The organism is Bacillus sp. TH17 (assembly GCF_016651125.1).
Taxonomy (GTDB): domain Bacteria; phylum Bacillota; class Bacilli; order Bacillales; family Bacillaceae_G; genus Bacillus_A; species Bacillus_A mycoides.
The window spans coordinates 3,140,140-3,166,361 of the sequence record NZ_JAEKEN010000001.1 but is presented as its reverse complement, the minus strand read 5'-3'; the positions used below and the strand labels follow the sequence as shown (position 1 = coordinate 3,166,361).

The window sequence follows — 26,222 nt, the reverse complement described above, 5'->3', positions numbered from 1 at the left end:
ACCGTTATTATAACGGTCTCTTTATTTTTGCATCCAAGTATATAATTTCCAAATAAGAGAAAAGAAAATGATATATCCAAATAAAGAATAAGCATGATGCCAATTCCCGTTATGTACAAATAAACCTAACCGCTCAGCAACTTGTTCAAAAATACTAGCACAAAGCCCTATTAAAATAATAAATATAGTTCTAGAAACTGCAGATAATGTTTTTGAAATTTGTATGAAAATGATTGTTAAAATTGGTAGCACAAACAACGTAAAGCCTATGTTAACTGAAAATATAGATGAGAAAGGTCTAACTGGAAAGGAATATATTTGTGTATGCACAAAGAAAGCATCTAAGCAAGTTCCAATAATAGAAGAAAGTAAGACTGTAACTAATAATGCTAAAAAATCATTCTTCTTCTCGAAGGAGGACATTTTTCTTTGCGAGAATTGCGAGTTCAATTTTTTCGAGTGTTTTGCAGTAGTCTTCTGTAATTTTTCCATTTATATTTTCCTCCTTATCAACTAAATAATTTACAACTTGCCAATCGTTAAACCAATCTTCATTTTCAACTTCTTCATGTTTCATATCCCGCCATGCATAGATGAGTGCAGGGCTGTATATACGATACGCGTCACTACGTAACTGGCATTTCTTTATTCGGCGTTTATAAAACTCACGTGAAAAAGATTCATTTACACTAGAAAATAAATGAGGCCAGTAATCTTTTCTTGAGCCTGTATGTGGATGGTGATGGACCCAGTTTATTATTTGAGATAAAATATGTGTATCCCGAAATAACAATGAATACAACCGTTTTCCAAGTGAAATTCGTTCATGCAAAGAAGTGAAATGTTTCATTGTATCACCAAATAGTAATACTTTTTGCTTTTTATCATTTTCGTAAAATGGGAAAAGGATATGATTAAACTGAAAAAAATCAAAGAGTTTAAATCCAATACTATTTAATACAGTCTTTTTAAAGTGTGCATTTTGAATAACTCTTTTTTCTAAGTAGTTTTGTTCATTAATAATAGTTGCGATCGCTAATGTTTTTTTGTTACCTGTTTTCCAAAAATCGTTCCACATTGTTTCCATAAATGTAGAAACATTTAAGTGAGTGAGAAGGTGAAATAGCTTTTTTGATTTTTTTACACTTTGCTCATATAGTAAAAATTGAGGATATACATCTTGGAAAATGAGCCAATTTCCTCTTTCTAAAAAAGAGAAAAATGTAATTTGATCTTTCTCGGATAAAAGCCTCGTATATAAATCTCCCTTTAAATCTGTCATATTCCAGCCACCGTTACGTGATACGATATGCCCAAGTAGTGCCCAATGTATTTCTGGATATTGAATGTAAAATTGGTAGTATGCACGTGTTCTTGTGACGTTATTTTTATTTAGTTCTTTTGTCTGAGCTTTAATTTTATCGATGATAAGTTGCTCTTCTTTCGTTAATTTATATATGGTAACAGAAGAGATGAGATCGCTTTTTTGTTGTAACTCGTTTTTCACGTCGAATAGGGAGAGAGGGAGTGCTTTTGAGAATTCTTTAGATGTATTGTTTGAATTGCTTTGGTACATTCCATTACCTCCCTTTTCTATGAGTTTAAATGTGGTATTGGTTATGAATCATTCCATTTATCTCGCTATTAACGAGCAGTAAGACTCCCATCTCAAAAGTCGGCTAAAGCAAAGAAGTTAGGTGAGGGTGGGGCTGCTCGTAAAAGCCCGACTGATTCAACTAATAATCAGTCGGGGATGGACAAAATCCCCACTAATTAAAGTTTCACTTTATTTTATTACGAGCATAAGAAATAAATGAGCGGTGTTTTTTAAACCAGTAATATAGTTATCATTCAAACAGTATAAAGAAAATCTAATTGCTAAGAAGTGAAATGAAAAACAGAAACTATTAAAAAATAGTTTCTGTTTTTTTATTTTGTCAATTAAATGTAACAAACGACGATTATGATTTGAATCAATTGAAAATAATTCAATAACCTTAATAAATACAATTTGAATTGAAATGTATGGTAGGAGGAAAAGGAATGCTTAATAAAATAATTTTAATTACTGGTGGTACAGGTTCGTGGGGACATGAACTTATAAAACAACTATTAGAAAAATCACCGAAAGAAATTAGAGTTTTTTCAAGGAATGAAACGGTTCAGTTTGAAATGCAGCAACAGTTTATAAATGAAGAGAGATTGAAATTTATTATTGGAGATATTCGTGATAAAGAGCAACTAGTATATGCTTGCCAAGGTGTACATTATGTATTTCATCTTGCAGCTTTAAAGCATGTTCCAGTATGTGAATATTATCCTTATGAAGCTATAAAAACAAATATACATGGTACGCAAAATGTAATTGAAGCATCTATCCAGAATCAAGTTGAGAAAGTTATATATGTTTCAACTGATAAAGCGGCCGATCCATCAAATACGTATGGGATGACAAAAGCAATTGGTGAAAAATTAATGGTTCATGCGAATGTGCAAACGAAGAAAACAAAATTCATTTGTGTTCGTGGCGGAAATGTTTTAGGAACGAGTGGAAGTGTGGTACCGCTTTTTAAAAAGCAAATTAAGCAATCTTCAAAAGTAGGGATTACCGATGCAAATATGACTAGATTTTTCTTAACCATTGAAGATGCTGTTGGATTGTTATTTAAAGCAGCATCTGAAGGAAGAGGAGGAGAAATCTTTGTTATGAAAATGCCAGCATGTAAAATAACGGATTTAGCAAGAGTATTGATTGAAGATTCAAAAAAAGAAAACGTGAAGATAAAAGAGGTAGGGATAAGACCTGGTGAAAAATTAAGTGAAATGCTTTTATCTGAGGTAGAGAGTAAAACAAGTATTAGTTTTGATCAAAATTATTTTGTGGTACTACCGACTATTCCTATAGAAGGACTTCAAGAATATTATGCTAGTTATCCGCTTGTGGATGTGAAGAGTTTTAGTTCTCAACAAGACTTACTTACAAAACATGAGGTGGAACAAATGTTAGAAAAAGGAGGGTTTTTACGATGAAAAGAAATGCGAGCCTTTTAATAACTGGTGCAAATGGCTTCACAGGACGTCATGCTTGCCAATATTTTTTAGAGCAGGGCTTTCATGTAATTCCTATGTTTCAAAATCGTTCACATAGAGAAAAAATCGAAAATGGTATTACTTGTGATTTAACAAATAAGAGTGAAGTAATGAAGGTAATTAAACAAATAAAACCAGACTATGTATTGCATTTAGCAGGAAGAAACTCAGTTAATGAGTCTTGGACAGCTTCTCTGGAATATATAGAGATTAACGTAATAGGGACTTTATATTTATTAGAAGCCATTAAGCAGGAAGCCTCGCATTGTAAAACATTAGTTATAGGATCTGCATTGCAAGCAGATAGTATGAAAAACATAAAAGTTTCAAATCCATATAGTTTAAGTAAAACTATGCAAGTCATTATTGCGGAGGCTTGGGGCGGATTAATGGATTCAAATATTATCATTGCAAAGCCCTCAAATTTAATTGGTCCAGGAGTATCGAATGGTGTTTGTTCAATTCTCGCAAAAAAAATTATAGATATAGAATCAGGTAGAAGTAAAGCGATTATTGAAGTAAACAGTTTGAAAGATAGTAGAGACTTTCTAGATGTACGTGATGCAGTTAAAGCGTATCATGTGTTATTACGTGATGGTATAAATGGAAAACAATATAATATTGGATCAGGAGTAAAACGCTCTCTATTAGATGTATTGGAACAATATAAAGGATTAACACAGTTGAATTTTACTATAAAAGAAACAGAGAATAGTGAGAGCGGCTCAAATGAAAGTTTAGTATTAGAGGATATAAAAAAGTTAGGTTGGGTTCCAGAAATCCCATTTCAGCAATCATTAAAAGATGTACTTGAGTATGCGAAGTGTAGTGACATATGCATTTAATGAAAAATATAAAAGGATGTAAGAAATATATGAATTGTTATGAGACTATAAATAATCAAAATATGCTATCGCTTTCGATTGTTGATACGCTGGATTGGAAAGATGAAGAAGAACACGTTTTGCGCATCTATGAGGCGATAAATACATGTCGAGCATATGTGGAAAAGGTTAATCGAAACCCCAAAACAATATATACAGGAACTAGGCCTGTAATCCAAGTCTTTACTCAGTATGAATGTAGTGAGTATGGAAATGATTTTTATGAACTCATCAAAGATCTTTTGCAAGACATAGGTCTGGAGTTAAATATTTATATAAATCATAGTAAGTTAATGTACATTTGAAAGATTACTATAAAGCTAGACTTTTAATGATAAAGGTGGGATATAAGCTATGAATAAAACGATTCTCTTTACTGGGGGCGGTACAGCCGGACACGTAATGATTAATATGGTATTGATTCCTAAATTTATAGAAAAAGGATGGGGAGTTGAGTATATTGGATCTCAAAATGGAATTGAAAAATTATTAGTTCAAAATGTTAAGTACAATAGTATTTCAACGGGGAAGCTCCGGAGATATTGGGATTGGGAGAACTTTAAAGATCCTTTTAAAATTATAAAAGGCTGCTTACAAAGTTATAAATTAATTAAGAAAATAAAGCCTGACGTTATTTTTTCTGCAGGAGGATTTGTTTCAGTTCCTGTAGTTGTAGGGGCATGGTTAAATAGTGTACCTATCGTAATACGTGAACCAGATAGCACGTTAGGACTTGCAAATAAAATAGCATTACCTTTTGCTACAAAACTATGCACAACATTTCCTCATACAGGGAAGAATGTAAGTAATGAGAAAAAGGTTTATGTAGGACCAATTGTAAGGGAAGAAATTGAGAGAGGTAACGTATTACGAGGAAGAAGGTATTGTGAATTTCAGCAAGATAAGCCAGTATTGTTAATAATGGGTGGGAGTCAAGGTGCTAAGTGGATAAATGATATGGTAAGGAAAAGTTTAGATACATTATTATTAAGTTTTAATATTGTTCATATGTGTGGTAAAGGGAAGGTGGATCCTTCTATCGGAATGGAAGGTTATATGCAATTTGAATATATAGGAGAAGAGTTGCCACATATACTGAATATGGCAAGTGTTGTAGTTTCCAGAGCGGGTTCTACTGCTATTTCTGAATTGTTATTTTTGAAGAAACCGATGTTGCTTATTCCGTTAACTAATGGTTCCAGTAGAGGGGATCAAGTTTTAAATGCTGACTATTTTTCTAGGCAAGGGTATGCGGAAGTATTACTTCAAGATAGAATAAGCACCAGTACATTTACAGATGTGGTAAATAAGTTGTATGTAAATAAGGAGAGATATATTCAAAACATGAATGGATTTAAGAAAACAAATGAGGAGGGAATTCATCAATTAATAGATTTAATAAATGAAGTAGTTAAATAATAAAAAAAGGAAAGAAATTATTTTCTTTCCTTTTTACTATAGTTGTTCAAATTCATTATTACCTATAACGATTACATTCAGTATAGAGTTATATGCATTTTGATTTACTATGGACGAATACCGTTTTCTAACAGCTTAGTAAATGCATTGGCATAAATAGGTTTACTGTAATAGTAACCTTGAATAAACTGACATTTATTTTTTTGAAGGAAATTTACGTGTTCTTTCGTTTCTACGCCTTCAGCAATGACGGACATTCCTAAGGTATTTGCTAATGTGATGATTGTTTTAATGATTTCCATTCCATCTTCACACGTTTCAGACATTGTAATAAATTCTCTTGGGATTTTTAACGTATCGATTGGATATAAAGGTAAGTAGGCTAGGGAAGAATAGCCTGTACCAAAGTCGTCGATTGAAATGTGAATCCCTAAACTTTTTAGTGTACGCAGTTTTATCAATGTTTCTCTCTCATCCATCATTGCAATTCGTTCTGTTAATTCTAGATCAAGGGAACTTGCTGGTAAGCCTGTAGTTGCTAAAGTAGAAGAAATAGATTTTACAAATCCTTCTTGTTCAAATTCTTTAGCAGATAAATTTACCCCTATTTTTAAATGCGAATATCCGAGTGCATGCCAACGTTTCATTTGCTCACAAGCCTGCTGTAATGTCCATTTTCCTATTGGAATAATTTGTAGTGTTTCTTCTGCAATCGGAATAAACTCGTATGGAGAAATAACACCTAATTCAGGATGATTCCACCTGATTAAAGCTTCTGCACCGATAATTTTATTAGATTCACTATCAACTTGAGGTTGATACAAAAGGAACAATTCTTCATTTTGTATTGCGTTTGGTAAATCTTTTTCTAATCGTAATCGTCTTTCGATTTTTTTAGCGATTACATCGTCATAAATAGAGACAGAGTTAAGCTCTTTTGCCTTTGCATCATACATTGCAACATTAGCGTTTTTCAGAAGTGTAGCGGTATCGATTCCGGAATGTGGATAAATGGAGATACCGATACTCAGTGATAAAGTTAATTTATGCTCATGTATGACAAACGGCTTTTCCATGCTTTCAAATAATTGGTTACATAACTCGAATAAGGAATATTCGTCAGTATAGTTTTCAATTAAGATTGTAAACTCATCACCACCGATTCTTGACAGATGAGTATGTGATGGAAGACATGATTGGAATCGCTTTGCTACTTCTTCTAATATGTAATCACCTGACGAATGTCCAAGTGTATCGTTAATTACTTTAAAGCGATCTAAATCTAAATATAATAATGCAAACTCACTTTGTGTTGTTTGAGCATTTTTTATAAATTTTCTTAGCTTCCTATGGAAAAAGGATCGATTCCCAATTTTCGTTACAGTATCGTGGAATGCTAAATATTTTATTTCTTCTTGTTGTTTTTTTAGTGCGGTAATATCCTTTACCATAATATAGCTTCCTGAAATTTGTCCATCTATCATAATAGGAACGATGGTAACGTATAAAAAATAAGTAAAGCCATCTTTATATTGAGAACTAAGTTGTAAGGATGCTGATTCTTGTTGTTTAACTTTTTCTAATGCAGATATCAGTTTATGTTTATCTGCATCTAAAATAATAGAAAAACATGTCTCACCAAGTAACTCGTTCGTTGGTGCTCCAAGTAGTATGCTTCCTGCTTTATTTACATTTAAGAATATTCCATTTAAATCAATCGTAAAAATGGGATCAGGATGATATTCATATAATGATTTGAATTTTTGTTGTTTCTGAGATAGGGCCTCTGATTTATGGACTAAATCAGAAGTTCTTAAAGTAACTTTTTCTTCTAGTTGAGCATTAAATACTTGTAAACGTTTTGTTAGGGTGTCGTTTTGCATACGCACAATAGAATGGCGAATAAGTACGAAAACAAAAGCGATACAATTTCCTGTAATGAGAGTTGAAGACGATGTTTGTTCTTTTAATGTAAACCCGATTAGTATTGCAACAGCAAGATAGGGAAATACGACTAAAACTTTCTTTCCTAGTATAGGGTTTACAATGAAATAATTTTTATGGCTATTATCATCTTCTGAAATAGACCCAGCTATTGCGATAAGCAATATAGGTATTCTATATAAAAGACGTAAAAATGTTATAGTGTCAGTTGATAAATGGGTATTTAAGTAAAAATAAATATAGTTAAAAGTTGCAGAACTAATTAATACAAAAATAAAGATATAAATTTTCCGCTTGGACTTAAAAATTGTTGGGCGGAAAAAGAGACTAACACCTAGTAGAAGAAATAATAGATCTGCAATTGGATATAGAAATGAAAGGAAAATATCTGCGAGTGAAAGTGAGAATATATTTAAATTTGGCTGATTAAATAAATACCATTCTAATGTGAATATGGAAGTAAGTACTATACATATATCACAAATAAAGAAAGCTTTTCCCCATTTATTGCATTCTTTTAAGATCTTATAGCAAAAAGCGATAAGGCAGAAGAATAGAAAAAACATGTAAAATACATCAGAAATAGTAAAATGATGTATTGGAAGTTCGAAAAAGGTATCTTGATACGTATATACTACTTTTCCTAATAAAAAACTACCAATTGCAATTGTAATACATATCCAAAAAGGATTTGAACTAACTTTTTTAGAGTATATAGAGTAAATTAGCGATATAAATGTAATGACTTCAACGATGAGTGAAGCGAAGCGTACATTGAAATTTGAAAAATTAGTAGGGAACAGAAAGAAAAACATAAAATAGATTGAATAGCATATTAATGTTGTGATTAATATACATAGCTGTAAATTTTTATTTAATTTCAAAAAAATCACCTTCTTTAAGTATGTACTATATTCGTAATATCCATACGTAATAATATTACTTAAGGATTGTATCAGATTTCCTTATAAAAAGCATGCTTATAAGGAAAAAAACAAGAGTGCAATAATTCTTGAAAATGAAAAAACACTACATTTAATGATTTTTAGTGTATCAAGGTTTTAGATGGGAATTGTATATTTAGTCATCCAGTATATTTTAAAGGTTTTTTAGTGCTTTGCAAGTGGAGATGCAAATTTGCATATAAAATGATGGGATTTTCTTTCTAGGTGAGTTTTTGATTGTTATAGGCTAGTAAGGAACACCTTTGTATGTATCTATTTTCATACTAATGAGGGATTTCAAAAATGTTTTAAGAATATACAATAAAATATAGTCATTCATTACGTTTTTAGTATGGGAGGAAAAGCATGAAAAATTGGGTGAAGTTTCGAATAGCACGTCCAACAGATAAGTTTGAAGAGGTTATAGCATTCTATGAAAAAGGATTAGGTTTAAAGCGTATAGGTGAATTTTACGGTCATGAAGGTTACGATGGCGTCATGTTTGGACTACCAGATGAAGAATATCATTTAGAATTTACAAGATATATAGATGGGAGCCCATGTCCAGCTCCAACAAAAGATAACTTACTTGTATTTTACATGCGAGAAGATAGGGAAATGAAAAAAGTGAGTAAAAGGCTGCATACAATGGGGTATGGTGAAGTAGAACCAGAAAATCCGTATTGGAAAGAAAAGGGGATAACGATAGAAGATCCGGATGGTTGGAGAATTGTATTGATGAAAATAGAAGAATGAGGTGTGGCGAAACTAGAGGAGAAAGACGTTTCGAGTTTTGATAGTGTAAAAGAAAATATATATAAGCTTCCTTGAAGGGGATAAAATCAAGGGGAAGGTTTTTTGTGAATTTATCTGAAAATTAACATTTGATAATTTGTTCTGGGAAGATATGAAATAAGAACGTATATTCTTATGGGTTGATAGTCATGTCTTTAAAGAGGGATATAGAAAAGGGAGGAATTATGAATACATATATCTATATGGTTAGGCATGGTGAATCGCCAAAATTAGAAGGAAATGAAAGAACACGTGGATTAACTGAGAAGGGAATTTTAGATGCTCAAAGAATAACTGAGATATTAGAAACAGAGGGAATTAATACTTTCATTTCAAGTCCGTATAAGAGGGCTATGTTAACGATAGAAGAGTCAGCGAATCTCCATGAAAAAGAAATGTTAGTATATGAAGGTCTTAAAGAGTGTAAGTTTTCAAATGAAAATAAAATTATATCGGATAAGGAAGTGTACCCACTTGTAAAGGAGATGTTTTTTAATCCAGAATATGCACTGACGGATGGAGAGTCATATGCGGATTGTCAGCGAAGAGTAGTGAGAGTGTTAAAAGAAATATTAATGAATTTTCAAGGACATAAAATTGTAATTGGTACACATGGGCTTGTAATGACACTAATGATGAACTATTTTGATAATCAATATGGACTTGAATTTTTAATGAATACATCCAAACCGGATATATATAAGCTAGAATTTAAAGAAGAGCAATTAATGAATGTAGAGAGATTATGGAGAGAAGAATGAAATGGGGTATATGGAGTGTGTTTTAAAAATTACTTTTAAAACACACTCTTTTGCATTAAGTTGAGTTTTAAATATTTTCACTAATACGTTCTTTGTTTTTGTTATTTAAAGTATGTAAGAGTTTTTGAAATACCTTAAATGAATGCTGGAATATTGGACTTTGAATAAAAGTGTATAGAAAAGTTACGATAAAAACAGGACCTCCTAGCATGTATCCAATGACTAGTACAAAGCATTCTACAATAATTCGAGCACGGCTAATAGATAACCCAGTTTTGTCAGAAATGGTAAGCATGAATCCATCGCGGGGTCCAGCACCAATGCCAGCCGCAACGTACATGCCGCCCCCAATGCCTGTAATTGCAATACCAGAAAATAAAATGAGTAAGTTTATCCATAAATAATCACTAGCGTTTGGAAGGATTTTTGATTGTAAGAAAAAGTCCATAATAGGACCGATAAGTAGTGCATTTAAAAATGTGCCCACGTTTATATATTTTCGATCTACTAGTAAAGAGATAATAACGAGACATAATCCACATATGACACTCCAAGTGCCAATTGTCCACCCAAATCGTTGGTAGAGAGCCATATTTAAAACTTCCCAAGGGTGTAAACCGAGGAATTTAACTTTGACTGCGAGAGCATTTCCAAGTCCAAAAAAAATTAATCCTAGGAAAAAAAGAAAATAGCGAAAGAGAGTTAGCCTCATCTTTAAAACCTCCCAATATATAATGATGTATATTACATGTTTGAATTTAAATGTACAAATGTTATGTCTTTTTATGATTTATTAAAAATGTAAATGGATATATATTTTCACAGTCAAAAAAGTTAAAATATTTCGTTATAAGGATTATAATAGAGAGAGAACTATAAAAGGAGTGAACGAATTTGAAACAAGAACTTATTGAAAGATTTACGAGATATGTAAAGATTGATACACAATCAAATGAAGAAAGTCATACAGTGCCTACAACACCAGGGCAAATTGAGTTTGGTAAGTTATTAGTGGAAGAGTTGAAAGAGATTGGGTTATCAGAAGTGACGATGGATGAAAATGGTTACGTAATGGCAACACTGCCTGCTAATACAGATAAGGATGTTCCTGTAATCGGCTTTTTAGCTCATTTAGACACAGCAACAGATTTTACAGGGGAAAACGTAAAACCACAAATTCATGAAAATTTTGATGGTAATGCGATTACGTTAAATGAAGAATTAAATGTTGTGTTAACACCTGAACAGTTCCCGGAATTACCATCATATAAAGGACATACAATTATTACAACTGATGGTACAACACTTCTTGGAGCAGATGATAAAGCTGGTCTTACAGAAATCATGGTCGCAATGAATTATTTAATACATAATCCGCAAATTAAGCATGGAAAAATAAGAGTAGCATTTACACCGGATGAAGAAATTGGCCGTGGACCATCGCATTTTGATGTAGAAGCGTTTGGTGCATCGTTTGCTTATACAATGGACGGAGGTCCATTAGGTGGTTTAGAATATGAGAGTTTTAACGCTGCAAGTGCCAAATTAACTTTTAGAGGGACAAATACACATCCTGGAACAGCGAAAAACAAAATGCGTAACGCAAGTAAACTCGCTATGGAATTCGATAGACAGTTACCAGTAGAAGAGGCGCCAGAATATACAGAGGGATATGAAGGGTTTTATCATTTACTCTCTTTAAATGGTGATGTCGAGCAAAGTAAAGCTTACTATATTATTCGAGATTTTGATCGTAATCATTTTGAAGCGCGTAAAAATAATATTAAAGATATTGTGAAAAACATGCAAGAGAAGTACGGCGAAGATGCAATCGTTTTAGAGATGAATGATCAGTATTATAATATGCTTGAAAAAATTGAACCGGTGAGAGAAATTGTTGATATTGCGTATGAGGCAATGAAAAGTTTAAATATTGAACCGAATATTCATCCAATTCGCGGTGGAACAGATGGATCGCAATTATCATATATGGGATTACCAACGCCAAATATTTTCACTGGTGGTGAAAACTATCACGGTAAATTTGAGTATGTTTCGGTAGATACTATGGAAAAAGCTGTTCAAGTAATTGTAGAAATCGCAAGACGATTTGAAGAACAAGCTTAAAAAGAGAACCAAGTAGTAATGAAGTGCTACTTGGTTCTTTTCTATAGTAAAAATACAAAGTGAAACTTGTTACAAGACGTTTGTAAAAGGGGGAAATGTTATGAGTGAAAATCAGTTTCATGGTTATATAGGGACATATACCAAAGCAGAGAGTAAGGGGATTTATAAATTTATACTTGATACGAACATCGGAGAACTTAAAGGGATTGAATTAGCAGCTCATATAGGAAGTCCGACATATGTAACGATTAGTCATAACAACGAGTACCTTTATTCTGTTGCGAAAGATAATGGGTTAGGTGGAATTGCTAGTTTTTCTATTCATAATAAATCCGGTAATCTAAATTCGATTAGCATGCAAGTTTTAGAAGGGGCATCGCCGTGCTATGTAAGTGTGAATCGGGAGAATAGTATAGTAGTAGCAGCTAATTATCATAAAGGAACAGTAGAGTCCTATTTAGTGAAAAAGGATAATGGAAGTTTAAATGCTGCTACGGTAATTGTAGAACATAAAGGGTCAGGACCAAATAAGGAAAGGCAAGAAAAGGCACATGCTCATTATATAGATTTTACTCCTGATGAAAAATATGTAGTAGCAGTTGATTTAGGAATAGACAAGGTGATTACATATAAAGAAAGTGATGGAGAACTAATAGAAGTTACACGGTTATCTGTAAAACATGGTAGTGGTCCAAGGCATCTTATATTTCATCCAAGTGCGCAGTATGCATATGTTATGACAGAATTAAGTTCAGAGATTATTGTACTTCAATATGATGCAAAGAGTGGCAGTTTTAAAGAAAAACAATACATTTCTACATTACCTGAAGATTTTAGAAAAGATAGTTACGGAAGTGCAATTCACATTTCTTCTGATGGCAAGTTTGTTTACGCAGCAAATAGGGGACATAATAGTATCGCGGTTTTCCGAGTGAATGAGCACAATGGAGAGCTCGCTTTTATTGAAACAGTATCGACAGAAGGGGATTGGCCACGTGATTTTTCTTTAGATCCGGATGGGAAATTTTTAATTGCAGCGAATGAAAGATCTAATACTTTGACTTTATTTGCTAGGGATGAAATGACAGGGGAGCTAACGCTTGTACAGACGGACGTAAATGTTCCAGAGCCAGTATGTGTGAAGTTTTTACATGTGAAAAAATAGATAGGTTTCCCTATCTATTTTTTATTAGGAAATTTTAATATAGCACCCGCCACAAATAAAAAGTCGCGTAAGACTCCCAATTTGTCCAATTTGATGCAAATTCTTTTATTTCATTTTTAGTCGGTTTCTTTTCGGAACCTGTTATAAATTTAATTGCATTATGCAAACCAACATCATCAATTGGAAAAGCTGAAGGGAATCGTAAACAACGCATCAAAACATAGTGAGCTGTCCATGGCCCTATACCGCGAATGCTAGTTAATTGTTTTTCAGCTTGCTTCACATCTTGTATTTGTAATAGAGATTCTTTTGATAATTTACCTTCTGTAATGTGCTGCGCGACGTCAATTAAGTATTCGCACTTTCTTGTAGTCATTTTTAATGTTGCGAGATCTTCTGCATCTAAATTTGCTATTACTTCAGGTGATGGGAATATCCAATGTTTTCTACCGTTCCAATCTACATAATCGCCAAAATTTTCGACTAATCTTCTTTTTAGAGTATAGGCATATGTGAGGTTGATTTGTTGACCTAGAATCCCCCAGCATAGTGCTTCAAATAAATCCGGAATTCCCAAAGTACGAAGACCGTAAAATTCTTTAATGGGTTTTTGAAGGAGTGGGTCGTGTTTAGCTAATTTATAGAAGGGAGCTAAATCAGTAGTTAAATCAAACCACTCTTTTACATAGTTAGATACGGCATCGTGTGCCCATTTTTCAGAGACATATGATGCTCCTAAAAAACGTATTTGAATATTACTATTGGCATTCAAACCAATTTCAACTAATGGATTTATGTTTTGAACAGGAATGACTTTATAGATTTTATTGTTTTCAATATGAAACATACATTCATTTTTAGAACGCGATAGATAGCGTAAGTTTTCTTGAAAACTAAATTCTTTTGGAACGACTAAAGACAATATTTCATTACAATCCTCTGTCATATTTACTCCTCCCGAAGCGCTTCTAATTTGAGCAATTCTTTTTTCATTTCTAAACCACCTCTAAAACCGGTAAGTTTACCATTTTTCCCAATAACGCGGTGACAAGGAATAGTGATAAGCAGAGGATTTGCCCCAACGGCAGTCCCAACGGCACGTACAGCTGTAGGTTTTTGAATTCTTTCTGCAATTTCTGAATAAGAATATGTTTTTCCATAAGGAATTTCACGTACCGTATTCCAAACAGATAATTGAAATTCAGTTCCGTAAGCATCAATAGGGAATGTAAAAGTTTCTCGCTTGTTTTCTAAATACTCGATAACTTCTTTCGTATATGTTAGCAGGTAATCTGGATTGTGAGTCAATATATGCTGTGGCAGTTTTTTTCTAGCCCACAAATTTAGTTCTTCAAAGTTTTCGTCTTGAGATCCAATGAAACATAGTCCATTTTCAGTTGCAGCAATATGCAAGCACCAATTTTTATGTGTAATTAGCGCCCAATATATAGATTTATTTTTATAGGAATTCATTATTGTATCCCTCTTTCATTTCGTTCTTTTTTCGATATTCAGTAGGAGTAAATCCGGTTTTCTTTTTAAATAAAGTTGCGAAATACTCCGAGTTTTCTATCCCGACAGCAGTACTAATTTCCTTAACGGATTGATTTGTATGTGAAAGATATTCTGCCGCTTTTTTAATTCTGAATTGCTGTATATATTCTATTGGACTAATCCCTACAATTTTCTTGAAAGTGCGTTGTAGATGATAAGGGCTACCATGGCATATTTCTGCGAGTAAGTCGAGGGTTAGCACGTCACAATAATGTTTTTGGATATATTCTTTAATTTGCTCTACCCATTCTTCATTAGGTAAAGTTAGCCCGTTTGGTTTACAACGTTTACACGGACGAAAATTTTCATGTAATGCTTGCTCTGCCTTAAGAAAAATACGTACATTGTTTTTATTCGGTATTCTCGATTTACATGATGGTCGGCAAAAAATACCGGTTGATTTTACAGCGTAAAAGAATTTGTCATCATATGTGGAGTCATTATGAATAATTGCTTGCCAATACTCATTTGTTACTGTGAACTCTTCATTATGCACAGAACATCACCTCTGGCATTAGTATAACCTGAATAAAGTACGTATGTACGCATTTATGAATGTAAGAGCAAGATTACAAAGATGAAACTATGATAGGGTATCTATTTTGTGTTAGCATGAAAATTGAAAATGCACATCAAGAGGAGGAACATAGATGAAGTTGATTTCATGGAATGTAAATGGTTTGCGAGCAGTTATTGCAAAAGGTGGATTTTTAGAATATCTTGAGGAATCAAAAGCTGATATATTTTGTTTACAAGAGATTAAATTACAAGATGGGCAAATTGATTTAAATCCAGAGGGATACTATACATACTGGAATTATGCTGTGAAAAAAGGCTACTCAGGAACGGCTATTTTCACGAAAAAAGAACCGCTTTCTGTTACATACGGTTTAGGGATTGAAGAGCATGATCAAGAAGGACGAGTTATTACGTTAGAATTCGAAGATTTTTATATGATAACGTTATATACACCAAACTCCAAACGTGGATTAGAACGCTTAGATTACAGAATGAAATGGGAAGATGATTTCAGGGCCTATATTAAACGATTAAATGAAAAGAAATCAGTTGTTTTTTGCGGAGATTTAAACGTCGCACATAAAGAAATAGATTTAAAAAATCCAAAAAGTAACCGTAAAAACCCTGGATTCTCTGATGAGGAGAGGGAGAAGTTTACACGTACTTTAGAAGAAGGATTTGTTGATACGTATCGCTACCTTTATCCTGATCAGGAAGGAGCATATTCGTGGTGGTCGTATCGTATGGGTGCAAGAGCGAAAAATATCGGTTGGCGTTTAGACTACTTTGTGATTTCTGAAAGGCTAAAACATAAAATTACCGATGCGAAAATTAATAGTGAAGTGATGGGATCGGACCATTGTCCAGTTGAATTACATATAGATTTCTAAAAAAGAAGTATCTTCCTGAAAAAAGGAGATACTTCTTTTTTGTTCAGTTTGTTAAAATTTTTCAAATCATTCTTGAAATAATCTGATATTAAATATATACTTAATAACGATAATCATTATCACTGTTAGTGATTATCGTGGGATGAGGGTTGTAAAGAATTTAATACTAGGGGAAGTGAACGAGAATGGCTCTCCATTTTACGTAGATTTATTAATGATGTGAAATATAGATGAGGATTATGTTTCATATAATTAAGTTTCATTGTTGAAATAATATATTTGAAGATTTCGAGAGGAGATATATAAAGATGAACAAGAAGTTATTTACATTAGGGATGGTTACAGTTTTAAGTGTTGGTTTAGCAGCATGTAATAGTGCAGACAAAACTTCTGGGGAACAAAAACAACAGACAAAGGCTACGGAAACGAAAAAAGACGAAAAGCGAAAGATTACATATTTAGGTAAAGAATATACAGTACCAGCAAAAGTAGATAAAATTGCGACAGCTAGTTTAGAGTCAATGGAAGATGCGGCAGTACTTGGAATTAAACCGGTAGGTGCAATTACGGTTGGTGGGAAATTACCAGGGAACGTTGCAAAAGATTTAGAAGGTGCGAAATCTGTCGGTGAGAAAATGGAACCCAACTTTGAAACATTACTTCAATTAAAACCTGATGTTATTACATCAAGTACGAAATTCCCAGCAGAAGCGGCTGAGAAATTTACGAAGGTAGCTCCAACAATCCCAATATCACATGTTTCTACAGATTGGGAAGAAAACTTAAAATTAATGGGAGAACTATCTGGTAAAAAAGACAAAGCAGAAAAAATTATTAAGGATTATAAAGCAGACGCTGAAAAAGCGAAAGCAAAAATTGGAGATAAGTTAAAAGATAAAAAGGTACTTGTAATAAGATTAAGAGCGAATACATTATTCGTTTATCCAGAAGGAGTATACTTCAACCCTGTAATTTATAAAGACCTTGGATTAACTGCTCCAGAACAACTTAAAAATGTAAAAGCGCAAGAGAAACTCTCTTTAGAACAACTGGCTCAAATAAATCCAGATTACGTATTTTTACAATATGAAGCAAGTGAAAATAATAAACCAAAAGTACTAGAAGAAATAGAAAGTAATCCAATTTGGCAAAGTGTAAATGCTGTAAAAGAGAAGAAAGTATTTGTAAATACTGTAGATCCTATTGCACAAGGTGGTACTGCTTGGAGTAAAACAGTATTTTTAAAAGAAGCAGTGAAAAATTTGACTAAATAATAAAATTAGTAAGGTGCGTTGAATGATATGCGGAAAATAAATTCACTTCCAATGATAATTTTATGCTTAGCACCCATATGTATTTTACTTACTGTTATTTTATCTATCTTATATGGGACAAAAAATATCGATTTTGAAACGACGTGGAATGCATTGTTTCATTTTGATTCGAGTAATGTAAATCATAATATTATTGTTACATCTCGTTTACCAAGGGTAATTGGAGCTCTTTTAGTTGGAGCTTTTCTAGCCATATCAGGAGCACTTATGCAGGGGATGACAAGGAATTATCTTGCATCCCCTTCTATTATGGGTGTGACGGATGGTTCTGCTTTTGTTATTACAATGTGTATGGTATTCCTTCCGGGAATGTCTTCAGTCAACATGATTTTATGTTCTATGCTGGGTTCAGCATTAGGCGCGGGGATTGTTTTTGGATTTGGTTCACTGCTTAGAAACGGATTGTCACCTGTAAGATTAGCAATTATAGGAACCGTGATAGGGACATTTTTAAGTAGTCTTTCTGCCGCAATTGCTTCTTATTTTCAAGTCTCTCAAAATATTAGTTTTTGGTACAATGCGAAATTAGATCAAGTAGATCCCAATATACTTAAATTAGCAATTCCTTTTGGTATAGTTGGTATTATTTTAGCACTTCTTATTTCAAAATCTATTACAATCCTTTCATTGGGAGAAGAAGTGTCTATTAATTTAGGACAGCGTACGAAAATTATAAAAATGACTGCAATTTTATCTGTTGTATTTCTGACTGGTACAGCAGTTGCTTTAGTAGGGAAAATAGGTTTTGTAGGACTAATTATTCCTCATATTACCCGCTTTTTAATCGGTGTAGATTATAAATGGATTGTGCCTTGTGCTGGAGTAATTGGTGGTGTGTTTCTTGCTTTATGTGATGTGTTAAGCAGATTTGTAAACTATCCATTTGAAACACCAATAGGCGTTGTTACGTCTCTAATTGGAATTCCTTTCTTCCTTTATTTAATTCGTACAAGAGGGGGAGAGAGACATGCTTAAAGGCTCAAGTCAGCGTTTTGTAATGACTATGGGTACTATTATACTTTTAATTTTATGTACCATTTATATTAGCTTAACGAATGGTACATTTGATATTACAATTATGGACGTCTTTCGAACAATTTTTCGGATTGATCCAGTCCCAGAACATGATTTAGTTATATTTGATTTTAGACTGCCGCGAATCATAATTGCTGGCCTAGTAGGATTAGGTCTAGGGATAGCTGGCGCTGTTATTCAAGGGATTACGAGAAATGGTTTAGCAGATCCGGGTATTTTAGGAGTAAATGCTGGTGCAGGAACTGCAATCGTAATTTTTATGTTCTTTTTCCAAGGACAAATAAAGAGTACGGATTGGATTTCTATAATGATGATGCCGATGTTTGGCTTAGTTGGAGGGTTAGGCGCGGCTATATTAATTTATATATTTTCTTGGCGAAATGGAAAGTTAGATTCACAGCGTCTGTTACTAACAGGGATCGCAATAGGGTCAGGTTTCGGAGCGTTTTCTATGTATTTATCATTGAAAATGAAAGCAACTGACTTTGAAATGGCAGCTGTCTGGGTTTCAGGTAGCATATATAATGCAAACTGGAAATACATTATTGCAATGTTGCCATGGCTTATTATATTAATTCCAATTATAAAAAAGAAAGCTTATTTGCTAGATTTATTTCAATTGGAAGAAACGAGTATTACAAGTCTAGGTGTTTCAGTAGAAAGAGAGAAGTCTATTCTATTATTAAGCAGTATTGGACTTGTAAGTGCATGTGTTGCTGTTTCAGGAAGTATTGGATTTATTGGTCTAATGGCGCCACATATAGCCAAAAGACTTGTTGGCATTCAACATAAATATGTAATTCCTACATGCGGAGTAATTGGGATGCTACTTGTAATTGCTTCAGATTTTATCGCAAAAACAATTTTTATGCCTGCAGAATTGCCTGTAGGGATTGTTATTGCTATTGTCGGTGTACCGTATTTCTTATATTTACTTTATAAGGCGAAAGCGTAAGAGGAGGAAATACAAGTGAATATTTTAAGTGCAAAAAACTTGGAAGCAAATTATGAAAAACTTACAGTGTTTCGCGATTTAAATGTGGAAATACAAAAGGGAAAAGTAACGACAATTATAGGTCCAAATGGATGCGGAAAATCGACATTATTAAAAACGATGGGAAGAATTTTAAAACAAAAAAGCGGTAAAGTATATTTACAAGGACAAGATTTAAATACGATTTCAACGAAAGAAATCGCGAAACAGTTAGCTTTGCTTCCGCAAAATCCGATTGCCCCGGGAGAGATTAAGGTAGAAGAGTTGGTTTCTTATGGGCGTTATCCACATCGTAATAACGTGAATAAGTTAACTTCAAAAGATAAAGAAATGATTGATTGGGCATTAGATATTACCAAAACATCAGCGTTTCGAACGAGACAAATTGTGAATTTATCAGGTGGACAAAGACAAAAAGTATGGCTAGCGATGGCATTAGCACAAGAGACAGAAGTGTTACTACTAGATGAACCAACGACATATCTTGATATGTCTCATCAATTAGATGTATTACAAATTGTGGAGAAGTTAAATAAAGAACATAATTGTACGGTCGTTATGGTATTACATGATATTAACCATGCAGCGAGGTTTTCAGATGAAATTATTGCAATGAAGGAAGGGGAAATCGTTACAACTGGAAGCCCAGAAGAGATTATTACAAATGAAGTATTAAAAGAAGTATTTCATATTGATGCGCGTGTCATGATTGATCCGTATAATGGGTCTCCTGTTTGTTTTGGATACGATAGCGTTATATCTCAAGAAGAGAAAGTAGAAATATATGTAACGAGTTAAGAAGGGGGGATGTAAGATGAATACTACTATTGAAAAACAGCAGATTATTACATCTAATACAGAACAGTGGAAAATGTATTCAAAATTAGAAGGTAAGGAATATCAAATTCATATTTCAAAGCCGAGGCAGCCGGCACCAGAGTCAGGATATCCTGTTATATACGTATTAGATGGCAATGCCTTTTTTCAAACATTCCATGAAGCGGTTAAAATACAATCAGTTAGAGCAGAAAAAACAGGTGTTTCACCAGCCATTATAGTAGGTATTGGTTATCGTATTGAAGGGGCATTTTCAGGTGAAGAAAGATGCTATGATTTTACGCCTAGCGTAATTTCAAAAGATGCTCCGTTAAAACCGGACGGTAAACCGTGGCCTAAAACAGGGGGAGCGCATAATTTCTTTACTTTTATTGAAGAAGAATTGAAACCACAAATTGAAAAGGAATTTGAGATTGATAAAGGAAAGCAAACGTTATTTGGACATTCTTTAGGTGGTCTATTTGCTTTACATATACTATTCACAAACGTAAATGCCTTTCAAAATTATTTTATAAGTAGTCCATCTATTTGGTGGAATAACCAATCCGTGCTTGAAAAAGAAAAGAATCTTATAAATGAATTAAACAATGCTAAGGTTGAAACGGGAGTATTCCTTACAGTTGGGTCATTGGAACGAGAGCATATGGTTGTAGGTGCAAACGAATTATCAGAGCGCCTTCTCCAAGTAAAACACAATCAGTTTAGATTTATGTTTTATGAAGCTGAAGGGGAGAATCATGCATCTGTTGTGCCGACTTCTTTAAGTAAAGGATTGAGATTTATTAGTCAAGTGTAGAAGACGTATATGAAAAAAGGTAAGCAATTGCTTACCTTTTTTCATTATTGTTTTATTGCTACGTATCCATCAATTAAAAAGCTTGTGAAAAAGCGATTGATTTGAGTAAATCCACATTCCTCCATGATAGCTAGTAGATTCGTTTCGGAAATAGGAAATATTTCTGTTTCAAAAGAATTTTCAAATCGGTTCCAATCTTCTAATGGAATTTGATTTTGCATCATGTGGTTGCGCCAAGCATTTAATTGTGCAGAAAACATACTTGTATGGGGTATACCATTTATTGAAGAGAGAAAGAATGGAGCACCGGGCTTTAAGCGACTACTAATTTCATTAAGTAACTCTTTTTTCCCCTTCATAGTTGGGATGAAGTGCAGAACAAGCATACAGGTGGCAGCGTCAAATAATGGATTGGTTAATAATGAATGAACAGTTCCATGTACAAAGTGAATTTGATTTTGTATGCCTGCGTTTTCAATTCTTTTTTTAGCTAACTGTAGCATGCTTTCAGATGGATCAACACCTGTAAAATAAAAATTGCTATTTTGTTTGCCTATTGAGAGGATTTCTTGTCCACCACCAGCACCTATAATTAGTAACTTTGGATTCATATTTTCTTTAGGGAGTGTAGTAAATAAGAAATGATTCATCATTTCATATAGGGTAAAATATCCAGGGATTTTCAACGGAATTGTTCGTTCATACGTATGTACAGTACAATCATTCCAGCTCATTTTTTAACCTCCTCTTTTACAATAAAGTTTCACTTTATTATGAAATGAAATGGTTAGAGGAAACAATCCCATAAATCTGGGGGGAATAAAGATGATTTATGAACAGGCAACGAAAGAAATAACAGTGTTAATGGAAAGCGAGAGCTCAACTAGACAATTCCAAAAAGGGTTTTTAAATATATTAAAAAAGTTAATTCCATTTGATGCTTCCTACTTCACCGCTATAGACCCACGCACATTTTTATCAACCGGGGCATATACAGATCGAATAATTGAACAGCTGCATTCGCTGTTATTTATGAATGAATTTTTAGAGGATGATTACAACAAATTTAAAGATTTAGCACGAAAGGCCCCCCATGTTGGCGCGATACGTATTGTCACAAATGATAATCCGATAAAAAGCGCTAGGTATCGAAATATTTTAAAACCAGCCGGTTTTATAGATGAAGTAAGAGTGGTTTGTATGAGTAAAGGAAAATGTTTTGGACACTTAAGTTTGTTTCGAGATAATACAAGAGTATCTTTTCAACAAAATGAATGTGAGTATTTATCAAAAATAAGCTCTATTGTGGGAGATACATTAAGAAAATCATTTATAACATGTTCAGAGGAACAAGTGGAAGTAGTAGGAACGGGTACGATTATATTAAATGAAAAATTTGACCTACTATATTGGGATCAAAATGGAAAGGCGTGGCTATCCACTCTTAGAACATATGAACAATTGAATGAAGATGACGTTCCAAGGCCAATACGTGCGGTTTGTTCAAGAGTGAAAGCCAACGAATCTAATAGGGAAGCAGCAGATGAAGGGGAAATGGTAGGTATTGGTTTATCTTGTGGACAATTTTTAGTTATTCGCGCGAGTAGGTTAGAAGGTTACGGTAGTTGTAATGATGGCTATATAGTTTTGTTTGAAAGAGCGAGGCCGGAAGAAGTTTTTCCCCTTATTGCAGATTCTTATAGTCTTTCTCAAAGAGAGAAGCAAGTGATAGTAGGGATTGTTAGAGGAATGTCAACAAAAGACGTGGCGGAAGAATTGCATATTTCTACGTATACAGTTCAAGATCATTTTAAATCCATTTTTGAAAAGGTAGGGGTATGTAGTAGAAATGAACTTATATGGGAGGTTTTTTCGAAGTTTTGTTTTTCTAAAGAGAAGTAATAATAGAAAAGAATCCAAAGTCATTTAGGATTCTTTTTTTATAATTTTTTTCGGTTAATAAGGTATACTGTATACATAATCAAATATATACTTGAATAAGAGGTGTTACTTATGAAAGAAGAACATTGTGAACTTTGTTATCACGATGAGCAAAAAGTAAAGCATGCAAGTGACATGTTGGAGAAAGAAAATATAAGTAGTGTAGCGAAAATGTTTAAGGCACTTGCAGATGAAACACGTTTGAAAATTGCTTATGCGCTGTATACGGAAAATGAGCTTTGCGTACGAGATGTCGCAAGTATTATTCATAGCAGTATTGCAACGGCATCGCATCATTTAAGACTATTACAAACAATAGGATTAGCGAAAAAGCGTAAAGAAGGGAAACTTGTTTTTTATTCATTAGATGACTCTCACGTAAATGGATTAATTGAATTAGCGTTTAGTCATAGTAGTGAAATGAACAAGAAAGAACTTGATATGTAATCATGCATTTTCATAAAGATACTTCTTTATGAAAATGTAACTTTAAAAGGAGAGGAGATAATAAGTATGGTAAAGCTAGTTTTAATACGGCACGGACAAAGTGAATGGAATGTTGAAAATCGGTTTACAGGTTGGACGGATGTAGACTTATCAAATGCTGGTCTTCGAGAAGCAAGAGAAGCTGGAGAGATTTTGAAAGCCGATGGATTCTCATTCGATATAGCATATACATCTGTTTTAAAAAGAGCGATGCGTACTTTGTGGATTACTCTTGAGGAAATGGATTTGATGTGGATACCTATTCATAAAACCTGGAAATTAAATGAGAGACATTACGGTGCACTTCAAGGATTAAATAAAGAAGAAACAGCGAGAAAATATGGTGATGAGAGAGTAACTTTATGGAGACGTTCAACAAATGTACGCCCACCAGCTCTTACAAAAGATGATGAGAGATATGAAGCGGCACATCCGAAGTATAGAGATTTAAAAGAAAATAAGTTTCCCCTTACAGAAAATCTAGAAGATACAGAAAAACGAGTTGTTTCATATTGGGATGAAGAAATAGCCCCTAATTTAAAAGGTGGAAAAAAAGTGATTATTGCAGCGCATGGAAATACAATACGAGCTTTAGTAAAACATTTAGATCAAATTTCAGATGAAGATATAGAATATGTAAACATTCCAACAGGAACACCATTAGTTTATGAATTAGATAACGATTTAAAACCGATATGTCATTATTATTTAAGGGGAAAAGGAGAAGTGATAGAAAGAAAAATAGTGTAAAATAATCTTTTTGATATACCCTACCTTAGTATTGTATGGTATTAATGGAGGTAACAAATATTGTTACATTATACTGTTGTAAATAAAGAAACTTGTGAATCATGTGGATTATGCCGCTCTATAGCACCAGATATATATCAATTGGATTGTAAAAGTAAAGCATTTGGTGCATTAGATCACAATGAAGGAATAATTGGAATTCCAACTACATTTTTGAATGCAATGGTGGCAGCATATGAAAGTTGTCCGACAAATTCGATTCGAGTAGGAAAAGAGTCGTTTGAAAATCAAAAATTAGAAAATGGTATGAGAATGGATTAAAACCGCGTTTCTATATTAATAAAAGCAATAGACAGATAGAAGTGGTGAATTTCAGAACAAATGTTAATAGATTAATAAAAGGAGGAATTTATATGGGACATCATCACGGTCACCAACATCATGGACATACTCACGGGCATTCGCATGGACATCATCATTTTGAGGAGAGCAGGAAAGGGAATAGAAAAGGGTTAATTACAGCTTTAGTAATTACAGCAACTATTATGTTCCTTGAATTTTTTGGAGGACTAGTTACAAATAGTTTGGCCTTATTATCTGATTCAGGACATATGTTAAGTGATACAAGTTCATTATTATTAAGTTTAATTGCAATAGGACTTGCAGCTAGAACGGTTACTTCTACAAAAACGTATGGATATTATCGTTTTGAAATATTAGCAGCATTAATTAATGGAATTACATTATTTGTTGTAGCAGGGCTTATCGTATGGGAAGCAATTGGTCGTTTTTTTGAACCACCAACTGTAGCAAGTGGTCCAATGATGTTAATCGCATCAATTGGTTTATTAGCAAATTTAATTAGTGCATGGGCGCTCATGAGACAAGGTGATGTAAAAAATAACGTGAATTTACGTAGCGCATATTTACATGTTCTTGGGGATGCTTTAGGATCAGTTGGCGCATTAGTAGCTGGTGTACTTATGTCATTATTCTCATGGTATATTGCAGATCCAATTATTTCAGTAGTTGTAGCTCTATTGATTTTAAAGAGTGCGTGGGGAGTAACAAAACATTCCATTCATATACTTATGGAGGGTACACCTGTTTCAATTGAAATAGAAAAAGTTAAGAAAGCGATTAAAGGAGTAAAAGGTGTACGTGATATACACGATCTTCATATTTGGACAATTACATCTGGATTAGATGCATTAAGCGTCCATGTAATGATTGATAAAAAACAAGATGATCAAGAAGTCCTTCAAAATATTATTAATATGTTAAAGCAAGAGTTCCATATTGAACATGCTACAATTCAAATTGAAACACTTAACATTAAACATAATGAAATGATTGTCTAATAAAATGCAAACGAAAGGCTATGGGGAAATTCTCCATAGCCTTTCGTTTGTTCAAGTAGAATTGTCCTTTTTGAAAGTTTTGTTTCAACTTTTCGTCTAAACAGACAAAAAGTTGTCACAATTCGGTCACAATTAGCATAAACATAAAATAGACGAAATGAACTTACTTCCAAAAGGGCTTGGTTAATTCAATTTATGATTAGTAAAGCTGAAAAAGCGCGGATTTAAAGTTCACTATATTCTCAAGGAGGTAGATCGTATGAAAACTATTCTTGCTATCGCTGGGCTTATTTGGGTTTTATCACATGGCATTCCAATTTATGAAGGAGAACAAATTCGCAGTGCTCTGAATAAAAATTTTAATGAATATCATATCATTGATCGGCAAGATAATGTTGTGACAGTTCGTGTAAATGACTGTTTTCATACGGTAACCGTTGAAGGAACTTCAGTAGTGAATGATACAAAAGTATGTGACCAGCAATAATTATATATAGGAAGAAAAAAGCCTTGATTTAAATGTGTGAAGATTGAGGCTTTTATATTTGTAGGCGAATAATAAGCGGGGAATGGACAATCTCCGCTTATTATTGTTT

At 33.4% G+C, this 26,222-nt stretch carries 28 protein-coding genes; 20 read left to right on the top strand and 8 right to left on the bottom strand.

From position 1 onward, the window contains the following. Positions 1–21: 21 nt before the first annotated feature. Positions 22–423 carry a CBO0543 family protein gene (locus JFT95_RS16060; RefSeq protein WP_002128679.1) on the bottom strand — a complete coding sequence of 134 codons (402 nt, stop codon included), beginning with the start codon at positions 421–423 and terminating at the stop codon, positions 22–24. Continuing rightward, positions 398–1,576 carry a DUF2515 domain-containing protein gene (locus JFT95_RS16055; RefSeq protein ID WP_002128677.1) on the bottom strand — a complete coding sequence of 393 codons (1,179 nt, stop codon included), beginning with the start codon at positions 1,574–1,576 and terminating at the stop codon, positions 398–400. Before JFT95_RS16055 ends, JFT95_RS16060 begins: the two co-directional genes overlap by 26 nt. A gap of 467 nt (positions 1,577–2,043) precedes the next feature. On the opposite strand from JFT95_RS16055, the gene JFT95_RS16050 reads away from it, so the two are divergent. The 4 genes from JFT95_RS16050 to JFT95_RS16035 are packed head-to-tail and all read left to right on the top strand — an operon-like array spanning position 2,044 to position 5,393. Then, positions 2,044–3,030, top strand: a complete 987-nt coding sequence (locus JFT95_RS16050) for a UDP-N-acetylglucosamine 4,6-dehydratase family protein (RefSeq protein WP_078421705.1) — start codon at positions 2,044–2,046, stop codon at positions 3,028–3,030. Then, on the top strand, positions 3,027–3,935 hold the full coding sequence (locus tag JFT95_RS16045; RefSeq protein ID WP_078421704.1) for an SDR family oxidoreductase: 909 nt from the start codon (positions 3,027–3,029) through the stop codon (positions 3,933–3,935). Before JFT95_RS16050 ends, JFT95_RS16045 begins: the two co-directional genes overlap by 4 nt. Continuing rightward, a complete protein-coding gene (locus tag JFT95_RS16040; protein ID WP_176126838.1) occupies positions 3,935–4,279 on the top strand; it encodes a DUF6572 domain-containing protein in 345 nt (114 codons plus the stop codon). Before JFT95_RS16045 ends, JFT95_RS16040 begins: the two co-directional genes overlap by 1 nt. Positions 4,280–4,328: 49 nt before the next feature. Beyond that, on the top strand, positions 4,329–5,393 hold the full coding sequence (locus JFT95_RS16035) for an undecaprenyldiphospho-muramoylpentapeptide beta-N-acetylglucosaminyltransferase (RefSeq protein ID WP_002128671.1): 1,065 nt from the start codon (positions 4,329–4,331) through the stop codon (positions 5,391–5,393). A gap of 107 nt (positions 5,394–5,500) precedes the next feature. Here JFT95_RS16035 and JFT95_RS16030 read toward each other — a convergent pair whose 3' ends face one another. Beyond that, a complete protein-coding gene (locus JFT95_RS16030) occupies positions 5,501–8,221 on the bottom strand; it encodes a putative bifunctional diguanylate cyclase/phosphodiesterase (protein ID WP_201052793.1) in 2,721 nt (906 codons plus the stop codon). 426 nt (positions 8,222–8,647) lie between these two features. On the opposite strand from JFT95_RS16030, the gene JFT95_RS16025 reads away from it, so the two are divergent. Together JFT95_RS16025 and JFT95_RS16020 are read left to right on the top strand one after the other, a co-directional pair. Then, positions 8,648–9,037, top strand: coding sequence for a VOC family protein (locus JFT95_RS16025; protein WP_078421703.1), 390 nt, complete (start codon positions 8,648–8,650; stop codon positions 9,035–9,037). Between the two features lie 224 nt (positions 9,038–9,261). After that, positions 9,262–9,837, top strand: coding sequence for a histidine phosphatase family protein (locus tag JFT95_RS16020; RefSeq protein ID WP_002128669.1), 576 nt, complete (start codon positions 9,262–9,264; stop codon positions 9,835–9,837). 67 nt (positions 9,838–9,904) lie between these two features. On the opposite strand, the gene JFT95_RS16015 is transcribed toward JFT95_RS16020, so the two are convergent. Next, positions 9,905–10,549 (bottom strand): YczE/YyaS/YitT family protein, encoded by a 645-nt coding sequence (locus JFT95_RS16015; protein ID WP_016120669.1) that lies wholly within the window; start codon positions 10,547–10,549, stop codon positions 9,905–9,907. Positions 10,550–10,731: 182 nt separating this feature from the next. Between JFT95_RS16015 and pepT the strand changes: the two genes are divergently transcribed. Both pepT and JFT95_RS16005 read left to right on the top strand, forming a co-directional pair. After that, entirely contained in the window at positions 10,732–11,964 is a 1,233-nt protein-coding gene (pepT, locus tag JFT95_RS16010; protein ID WP_002128664.1) for a peptidase T, read from the top strand. A gap of 100 nt (positions 11,965–12,064) precedes the next feature. After that, positions 12,065–13,129, top strand: coding sequence for a lactonase family protein (locus JFT95_RS16005; protein ID WP_002128663.1), 1,065 nt, complete (start codon positions 12,065–12,067; stop codon positions 13,127–13,129). Between the two features lie 34 nt (positions 13,130–13,163). Here JFT95_RS16005 and JFT95_RS16000 read toward each other — a convergent pair whose 3' ends face one another. Genes JFT95_RS16000 through JFT95_RS15990 form a run of 3 tightly spaced genes read right to left on the bottom strand, consistent with a single transcriptional unit; the run spans position 13,164 to position 15,179 of the window. Beyond that, positions 13,164–14,075, bottom strand: coding sequence for a DNA-3-methyladenine glycosylase 2 (locus JFT95_RS16000; RefSeq protein WP_016120667.1), 912 nt, complete (start codon positions 14,073–14,075; stop codon positions 13,164–13,166). Positions 14,076–14,077: 2 nt separating this feature from the next. Then, complete coding sequence (locus tag JFT95_RS15995; protein ID WP_016120666.1) at positions 14,078–14,602, bottom strand: methylated-DNA--[protein]-cysteine S-methyltransferase; 525 nt, start codon at positions 14,600–14,602, stop codon at positions 14,078–14,080. Next, a complete protein-coding gene (locus JFT95_RS15990; RefSeq protein WP_002185105.1) occupies positions 14,589–15,179 on the bottom strand; it encodes a bifunctional transcriptional activator/DNA repair enzyme AdaA in 591 nt (196 codons plus the stop codon). Before JFT95_RS15990 ends, JFT95_RS15995 begins: the two co-directional genes overlap by 14 nt. A gap of 154 nt (positions 15,180–15,333) precedes the next feature. On the opposite strand from JFT95_RS15990, the gene JFT95_RS15985 reads away from it, so the two are divergent. The 6 genes from JFT95_RS15985 (at position 15,334) to JFT95_RS15960 (ending at position 21,088) form a co-directional block, all read left to right on the top strand. Further along, positions 15,334–16,092, top strand: coding sequence for an exodeoxyribonuclease III (locus tag JFT95_RS15985; RefSeq protein WP_201052791.1), 759 nt, complete (start codon positions 15,334–15,336; stop codon positions 16,090–16,092). Between the two features lie 308 nt (positions 16,093–16,400). Then, the gene (locus JFT95_RS15980) at positions 16,401–17,366 is read left to right on the top strand and encodes an iron-hydroxamate ABC transporter substrate-binding protein (RefSeq protein WP_002087985.1); all 966 of its coding nucleotides are present in this window, start codon (positions 16,401–16,403) and stop codon (positions 17,364–17,366) included. Positions 17,367–17,393: 27 nt separating this feature from the next. Continuing rightward, on the top strand, positions 17,394–18,401 hold the full coding sequence (locus JFT95_RS15975) for a FecCD family ABC transporter permease (RefSeq protein WP_002066739.1): 1,008 nt from the start codon (positions 17,394–17,396) through the stop codon (positions 18,399–18,401). Further along, positions 18,394–19,416 (top strand): FecCD family ABC transporter permease, encoded by a 1,023-nt coding sequence (locus JFT95_RS15970; protein ID WP_002087982.1) that lies wholly within the window; start codon positions 18,394–18,396, stop codon positions 19,414–19,416. Before JFT95_RS15975 ends, JFT95_RS15970 begins: the two co-directional genes overlap by 8 nt. Before the next feature lie 15 nt (positions 19,417–19,431). After that, positions 19,432–20,253, top strand: coding sequence for an ABC transporter ATP-binding protein (locus JFT95_RS15965; RefSeq protein WP_201052788.1), 822 nt, complete (start codon positions 19,432–19,434; stop codon positions 20,251–20,253). A 16-nt stretch (positions 20,254–20,269) separates the two neighbouring features. Next, positions 20,270–21,088: an alpha/beta hydrolase gene (locus JFT95_RS15960; protein ID WP_201052786.1), complete on the top strand. Its 819-nt coding sequence runs from the start codon at positions 20,270–20,272 to the stop codon at positions 21,086–21,088. A gap of 44 nt (positions 21,089–21,132) precedes the next feature. Here JFT95_RS15960 and JFT95_RS15955 read toward each other — a convergent pair whose 3' ends face one another. Continuing rightward, a complete protein-coding gene (locus JFT95_RS15955) occupies positions 21,133–21,822 on the bottom strand; it encodes a class I SAM-dependent methyltransferase (protein ID WP_201052784.1) in 690 nt (229 codons plus the stop codon). A 91-nt stretch (positions 21,823–21,913) separates the two neighbouring features. Here JFT95_RS15955 and JFT95_RS15950 point away from each other — a divergent pair, with 91 nt between their 5' ends. The 6 genes from JFT95_RS15950 (at position 21,914) to JFT95_RS15925 (ending at position 26,113) form a co-directional block, all read left to right on the top strand. Then, positions 21,914–22,990, top strand: a complete 1,077-nt coding sequence (locus JFT95_RS15950) for a helix-turn-helix transcriptional regulator (protein ID WP_201052782.1) — start codon at positions 21,914–21,916, stop codon at positions 22,988–22,990. Positions 22,991–23,101: 111 nt separating this feature from the next. Then, positions 23,102–23,476 (top strand): ArsR/SmtB family transcription factor, encoded by a 375-nt coding sequence (locus tag JFT95_RS15945; protein ID WP_002066747.1) that lies wholly within the window; start codon positions 23,102–23,104, stop codon positions 23,474–23,476. A 66-nt stretch (positions 23,477–23,542) separates the two neighbouring features. Next, positions 23,543–24,265, top strand: coding sequence for a 2,3-diphosphoglycerate-dependent phosphoglycerate mutase (gpmA, locus tag JFT95_RS15940; protein ID WP_033731155.1), 723 nt, complete (start codon positions 23,543–23,545; stop codon positions 24,263–24,265). A 60-nt stretch (positions 24,266–24,325) separates the two neighbouring features. Beyond that, positions 24,326–24,586: a ferredoxin gene (locus JFT95_RS15935; RefSeq protein WP_002066749.1), complete on the top strand. Its 261-nt coding sequence runs from the start codon at positions 24,326–24,328 to the stop codon at positions 24,584–24,586. Between the two features lie 92 nt (positions 24,587–24,678). Further along, complete coding sequence (locus tag JFT95_RS15930; RefSeq protein ID WP_201052780.1) at positions 24,679–25,626, top strand: cation diffusion facilitator family transporter; 948 nt, start codon at positions 24,679–24,681, stop codon at positions 25,624–25,626. Between the two features lie 259 nt (positions 25,627–25,885). Then, positions 25,886–26,113: a hypothetical protein gene (locus tag JFT95_RS15925; RefSeq protein ID WP_000849103.1), complete on the top strand. Its 228-nt coding sequence runs from the start codon at positions 25,886–25,888 to the stop codon at positions 26,111–26,113. Positions 26,114–26,222 lie beyond the last annotated feature (109 nt).